Origin of the sequence: Flavihumibacter sp. UBA7668 (genome assembly GCF_002483205.1) — a bacterium.
In the GTDB taxonomy this organism is placed as follows: domain Bacteria; phylum Bacteroidota; class Bacteroidia; order Chitinophagales; family Chitinophagaceae; genus Flavihumibacter.
In genome coordinates, this window is the sequence record NZ_DLHM01000007.1 from 1,110,752 (window position 1) to 1,116,833 (window position 6,082).

General features: G+C 42.9%; 7 protein-coding genes. All 7 read left to right on the forward strand.

The annotated features are described in order from the left end of the window. The 7 genes from B2746_RS22110 (at position 1) to B2746_RS22140 (ending at position 6,057) form a co-directional block, all read left to right on the forward strand. Positions 1-987 (forward strand): beta-ketoacyl synthase chain length factor, encoded by a 987-nt coding sequence (locus B2746_RS22110; protein ID WP_290799216.1) that lies wholly within the window; start codon positions 1-3, stop codon positions 985-987. Continuing rightward, positions 981-1,742 carry a polysaccharide deacetylase family protein gene (locus tag B2746_RS22115; protein ID WP_290799218.1) on the forward strand — a complete coding sequence of 254 codons (762 nt, stop codon included), beginning with the start codon at positions 981-983 and terminating at the stop codon, positions 1,740-1,742. Before B2746_RS22110 ends, B2746_RS22115 begins: the two co-directional genes overlap by 7 nt. Next, positions 1,735-2,367 (forward strand): LolA family protein, encoded by a 633-nt coding sequence (locus B2746_RS22120; RefSeq protein WP_290799219.1) that lies wholly within the window; start codon positions 1,735-1,737, stop codon positions 2,365-2,367. The genes B2746_RS22115 and B2746_RS22120 overlap by 8 nt, the downstream gene beginning before the upstream one ends. A gap of 91 nt (positions 2,368-2,458) precedes the next feature. Next, positions 2,459-2,980: a hypothetical protein gene (locus tag B2746_RS22125; protein ID WP_290799220.1), complete on the forward strand. Its 522-nt coding sequence runs from the start codon at positions 2,459-2,461 to the stop codon at positions 2,978-2,980. Further along, positions 2,977-3,345 (forward strand): 3-hydroxyacyl-ACP dehydratase, encoded by a 369-nt coding sequence (locus B2746_RS22130; protein WP_290799222.1) that lies wholly within the window; start codon positions 2,977-2,979, stop codon positions 3,343-3,345. Before B2746_RS22125 ends, B2746_RS22130 begins: the two co-directional genes overlap by 4 nt. Positions 3,346-3,404: 59 nt before the next feature. Further along, positions 3,405-3,623: a hypothetical protein gene (locus tag B2746_RS22135; protein ID WP_290799224.1), complete on the forward strand. Its 219-nt coding sequence runs from the start codon at positions 3,405-3,407 to the stop codon at positions 3,621-3,623. A 34-nt stretch (positions 3,624-3,657) separates the two neighbouring features. Beyond that, positions 3,658-6,057 (forward strand): zinc-dependent metalloprotease, encoded by a 2,400-nt coding sequence (locus tag B2746_RS22140; RefSeq protein WP_290799226.1) that lies wholly within the window; start codon positions 3,658-3,660, stop codon positions 6,055-6,057. Positions 6,058-6,082: the final 25 nt, after the last annotated feature.

A 6,082-nucleotide genomic window follows, 5' to 3' on the forward strand; every position in this document is an offset into this window, starting at 1 on the left:
ATGTTTATCAACGGAGCTTCCGCCATATCGCCCCTTCCTGTTTTTGATGCAGTTTCAGCTGGTGTCAACGTTGTACCTGTGTTAACCCAAAGAGGGAAAGTGACCGAACCGGATTACGGCAGTTTGATTGATCAAAAGCTGATTCGACGGATGAGCCGGATTATCCGGATGGGAGTTGCCACGGCAATGGATGCCCTTAAACAGGCAGGAATTCAGGATCCCGATGCAATCCTGACAGGAACAGCTTATGGATGCCTGGAGGATACCGGAATTTTCCTGAAGCGCCTGGTAGAAAACAAGGAGGAAATGCTGACACCTACTGCATTTATACAATCTACCCATAATACGGTTGGCGCTCAGGTAGCTTTATTGCTAAAATGCCATTCCTATAATAATACGTACGTACAAAGGTCGCATTCATTTGAGTTATCACTGATGGATGCCAGACTATGGTTAACTGAAAATCCGGGTTCATCCGTTTTGGTTGGTGCTGCAGATGAATTGACGGATTATAGTTACGCATTGTTGGAACGATTTGCTCAGTTTCGAAACCAGTGGGGTGGAGAAGGAGCGGCCTATTTTCTGGTACAATCAGAAAGCAATTCGGCTTCCTGGGCCCGGATAGAGCAGATTTATACCCTCTTTCAACCGGATCTGGAAGAGATTACAGCATTTGCAACAAAGCTTTCTGAAGAGCAGAATGGGATTGATCTGTTGTTGTCGGGAATGGAATCAGGAGATGTTAACGCAGACCAATATGCGAGGATTCATGGGTTCATCGGAGAAGATATTCCGGTTATTCATTATAAACAATATTGCGGTTCCTATCCAACTGCAACTGCCTTTGCCTGTTGGCTCGGCGCCTTTTGGTTGAAAACTGGTAAGGTGGATGCCGGATCTTTACAACTGAATGCACCAAAGCGAATACTGATTTATCAGACAGATTCCATGGGATATCATTCATTCATTCTTTTAAAGTCATGCTGAGCTTTAAGAACAGCTCCATACTTGTTATCCTTCTTTTGATAACGGTACTTGTTTTGGACCAGTCCTGGTGGGTTCATGTGGCGATCCTGATGGTTTACCTGTCTGTACTTGTTTGGGGTAGTATCCGGATTGATTCACAGTTTTATACACGGGCTATATGCAATGGCAAAGATGATAAACCTCAGATAGCAATCAGCTTTGATGATGGTCCACTGCCACAGTATACATCATCAATTCTGGTTACCCTTGCAAGGGAAAAAGTGCCGGCTTGTTTTTTCTGTATAGGCAAAAACATTAAAGCATCTCCTGAATTAACCAAAGAAATCGTTAAACAGGGTCATATTATTGGGAATCATAGTTTTAGTCACGATGCAATGTTTGATCTTTATTCAGCGTCCAGCATGCAAAGCGAATTGGAAGAAACAAATGAATTGATTTTTAATGCAACAGGAAAATCAGTTCGTTTTTTTCGGCCTCCCTATGGAGTTACCAATCCCAATCTGGCAAGTGCAATTAAAAAAACCGGGATGACAACCATTGGCTGGAATATCCGGTCTTTGGACACAGTGGCAAAAGATGAAAACATCCTTTTGGAAAAACTGTTGAAGCAGGTAAGGCCGGGGGCAATTGTGCTTTTTCATGACACCATGGCTATAACTGACAGGTTGCTGCCCCGTTTTATTGCCGGTGTGAGAGAAAAAGGAGTTGAAATTGTACCCATTGATCAACTGATTAACGAAAATGCATATGCGTAAAATAGTTTTTCTTTTATTTATAATGGCAGGATTTGGCGTTCATGCCCAGCATAAGGGCTTTTCGCCTGTTTCTGACCTGGTTGCATTTAAGACCGCATTTACACAGAAAGCTGTACTGGTGAACTCCATTCGCTGTGATTTTACTCAGGAAAAAAACCTTAGTTTGTTGGAGGAGAAAATTCTTTCAAAAGGAAAGTTCTGGTTCAAAAAAGATAATCTTGTACGGATGGAATACCAGCATCCTTTTCAATACCTCATGATCATTAACGGTAAAAATATTTACATCAAAGATGGTCAGAAAGAGAACAAAGTAGCTGTACGATCCAATAAGCTGTTCCAAAAAATTAATCAGCTAACCATAGACTGCGTACAGGGTACGGTTTTCTCTAATCCTGATTTTTCTGTCAAAGCCTTTGAAAACAAACAACAATATCTTGTAGAAATGGTACCTGTTACCAAAGAAATGAAGGAGTTTTTCTCCGCTATTCTGGTTCGGATAGATCGAAAAGATTATGCAGTTTCCAGTATAAATATGATGGAGAAAGGGGGCGATTTTACATTAATAAGTTTCCAGAACAAAGAAATAAACCAAGTAATCCCTGATGCGCTTTTTCAGCAGAAATAATCGAATAGGGCTGGTAATAATTTGTTTCGGTTTTATTGCCTGTCGTTCGGTTTATAGCTCTATGCAACCTGTTTCGGGTAAGGATGACTGTTTGACAAAACTTCAACCTCAATTCCGAAATGAGTTATATAAAGCGCAGGTGACGATCACCAATCATACCCTAAGTGGACTTTTACTGATAAAGGAAATGCCTGATAAGTCTATGCGGGTAGTTTTCTCTACAGAAATGGGTGTTAAATTCTTTGATTTTGAATTCATGGAAAATGGTGAATTTAAAGTGATTGATATCTTGAAAAGATTAAACAAAAAAGTAGTAATAACTGCGCTACGTCAGGATTTTGAGTTGTTATTAATGCAGGAAAGGGGAAAAATACCCTTCAAGGTACGTACAAACGAATTGTATTTTTATCATGGTTATGAAAAAGGGAAAAAACAGGCCTGGTATTTGACAGATATGAGTTGCCGAAATTTGATGGGTGCAGAACTTTCTTCTACAAGAAAACCATTAGTGCAGTTAAGATATTTCCATCAGAATCCAGGCAGTCCGGATTCAATTTATATAAATCACCTGAATTTCAAATTCAACATAGCACTCAAAAAATTAGATCGATGATACTCACGGGCGATTTTTTCACCATGCAAACCCTCGATAAGGGTGATGGTATGGTTAAAGCCGGTTTATTATGGAATGCAGAGCATCCTATTTTCAAGGGGCATTTTCCGGGACAACCTGTTGTACCCGGGGTTTGTATGATTCAGTTGATTCAGGAAACACTGGAACAGGCATTGGACAAACCGGTTCAACTGATTTCCAGCAGCCAGGTTAAATTTCTGCATGTGATTGATCCCCGTCAGTTTCCGGCTACTGATCTGCTAATCCAGTACAGCGTAAATGCAAGCGGTACTTATCAGGTTAGCTCTACCCTGCATCTGGGTACCACCACTTTTTTAAAGATGAATGCAGTCTTCTCTGCCTGATTGTTCATCAAATTATCCCGTATTGAAGAAGGTTCAGTATTTTTGCAAAAATTAGTGTTATGCGATTGGTGAGATGGACCCTGTTTTCTTTGTTCCTGTTGCAGCTTTCCATTACAGCGGAAGCCCAGTGTTCTATTTGTACCAAAACTGCCCAGCAAATGGGCGAAAAACCTGCCAAAGCCCTGAATTCAGGCATAATTTACCTCGCTGCCACCCCATTGGCATTAATGGGCATAATTGGTTATCGCTGGTGGAAATCCAACCGCGACATGTTCTGATAGTATCCTTATATTTATCCAAACACGGATACATATGAGAATTGTTTTGCTGCTGCTATTCCCACTGTTTTCTATTTCGCAGTCTTTACCCTCAATCGAAGAAAAAACAAAAGGATGGGAAAAGGTTGTTGGCTTTCTACCTTATTTTATTGATGAGGCGAATGGAAAATTATGGTTGGAAATCAATCAAACCAATCAGGAACTCCTGTATTGTATTTCCCTTCCATCCGGCCTTGGTTCCAATGATATCGGACTTGACCGGGGACTGCTTGGATCACAACAGGTGATTCGGTTTGTTCGCAATGGAAAAAAACTTTTCCTCCATCAACCGAATTATGATTACCGTGCCAACAGCACAGATGCACTGGAGAAAAAAGCAGTGGAAGAGTCTTTTGCTTCTTCTATTATCTGGAGTTTTACAATAGAAGCAGCTACCGGAAATTCTTTACTTGTTGATGCCACTGATTTTTTATTGCGGGATGCAATGAAAGCGGCTGCCCGCATAAAATCTGCTAAACAGGGAAATTTTGTTCTGGATAAAACACGATGCGGCATCTATTTTACGGCTACTAAAAATTTTCCTAAGAATACAGAGTTGGATGCTACCATTACACTGGTAAATAATGATGGGGAAGTAGGGCCAATGGTTCGTGCGGTTGCTGCTAACAGTGATGCCATCACCCTGCGAATGCATCACTCCTTTGTGGAACTACCCGATGCCGGTTATAAGCCAAGAGCCTTTGATCCGCGTGCCGGCTATTTCCCTATTTCCTATTACGACTATAGTTCACCGGTATCAGAGCCAATTGAAAAGTATTTTATCAGACGCCACCGTTTGGAGAAGAAAAATCCCGGTGCTGCTATCAGTGAACCTATAAAACCGATTATTTATTATCTCGATAACGGTACACCAGAACCGATTCGCTCTGCTCTTTTGGATGGTGCCCGCTGGTGGAACCAGGCATTTACTGCTGCCGGCTTTAAGGAAGCCTTTCGGGTAGAACTTTTACCCGCCGGAGCAGACCCTATGGATATCCGTTATAATATGATCAATTGGGTACATCGCAGCACCAGAGGATGGAGCTATGGAGCTTCCGTAACCGATCCCCGCACTGGCGAAATCATCAAAGGAAATGTTACGCTCGGATCTCTCCGGGTTCGTCAGGATTATCTCATCGCACAGGGCTTGCTGGCACCTTTTGAAAATGGTGTTCCGGCAGATGATAAAATGCTGGCGATGGCCCTTGCCCGGCTTCGCCAATTGGCCGCTCACGAAGTAGGTCATACGCTGGGCATCATGCATAATTATGCTTCCAGCGTAAACAATCGGGCAAGCGTAATGGATTATCCGCATCCCGTGGTGAAATTCAATTCATCCGGAGAGCTTGATCTTAGTGAAGCCTATGATACCAAAATAGGAGAGTGGGATAAACTTGCTATCAATTATGGATATGCGCAATTTCCAAAAGGCACCAATGAATCTGCTGCGCTTGATAAACTATTAAGAGAGGGTGCTGCCAAAGGCCTTCAGTTTATTGCTGACCGGGATGCCCGTTCACCAGGTGGTTCCCATCCTCAGGCACATTTGTGGGATAATGGTTCAAACCCTGTTGAAGAGCTGAACCACGTGATGAAAGTCAGAGCAAAAGCACTGGCCAATTTTGGCACCAACAGCATTCGAACCGGAACGCCTTTGGCAATGCTGGAAGATGTATTGGTGCCGGTTTATCTCTACCATCGATATCAGGTAGAAGCTGCAGTAAAGATGCTTGGCGGTATTTCGTATAGCTATGCCGTTAAAGGCGATGGCTCCCCCTCCATGAAACTGGTTCCAAAAGCTGATCAATTAAAAGCACTGGATGCCATTATAAAAACAATTGATCCGCAGGCATTGGTTATTCCGGATAAAATTGTCCAATTGATTCCACCGCGTCCGGCTGGATATAGCAGTTCCCGTGAATTATTCAGTAAGCGGAGCGGATTGAATTTTGATCCGCTTTCACCTGCAGAAACTGCCGCGGACCTGCCTTTTTCCTTTCTCTTTCATCCGGACAGAATCAACCGGATGGAAATTCAGGGTCATCAGGGAGGTTTATCAGCCGGTGAAATGGCAGAGGTTTTGATAACTGCCACGTTTAAGGCTAAACGTAAATCCGGGTTGGAAGCAATGATTCAACAGCAGACAGAACAGGTACTTTTAACCTACCTGTTGAGCTGGTCAGTGAACGAGGCCTTATCCATGCCGGCAAGAGCACGCGGACTCGCCATTCTAAAAGAATTGAAAGACTGGCTGGAAACTGAATTGAAAACAACAACAGATCCTTCATCAAAAGCCCATCTGGCCTATGCCCTGGAAAGAATGAAAGCACCGGATAAGGCTAAACCTACACAGCAGGCGGGATTGCCGCCGGGGGCGCCAATAGGTGAAAGGTGAGAGGTGAGAGGTGAAAAGAGAGAGG

Excerpts from the sequence above, each read along its gene's own strand:
- B2746_RS22130 (WP_290799222.1), top strand. The coding sequence starts at position 2,977 with ATGATACTCACGGGCGATTTTTTCACCATGCAAACCCTCGATAAGGGT.
- B2746_RS22135 (WP_290799224.1), top strand. The coding sequence starts at position 3,405 with ATGCGATTGGTGAGATGGACCCTGTTTTCTTTGTTCCTGTTGCAGCTT.
- B2746_RS22110 (WP_290799216.1), top strand. The coding sequence starts at position 1 with ATGTTTATCAACGGAGCTTCCGCCATATCGCCCCTTCCTGTTTTTGAT.
- B2746_RS22140 (WP_290799226.1), top strand. The coding sequence starts at position 3,658 with ATGAGAATTGTTTTGCTGCTGCTATTCCCACTGTTTTCTATTTCGCAG.
- B2746_RS22120 (WP_290799219.1), top strand. The coding sequence starts at position 1,735 with ATGCGTAAAATAGTTTTTCTTTTATTTATAATGGCAGGATTTGGCGTT.
- B2746_RS22115 (WP_290799218.1), top strand. The coding sequence starts at position 981 with ATGCTGAGCTTTAAGAACAGCTCCATACTTGTTATCCTTCTTTTGATA.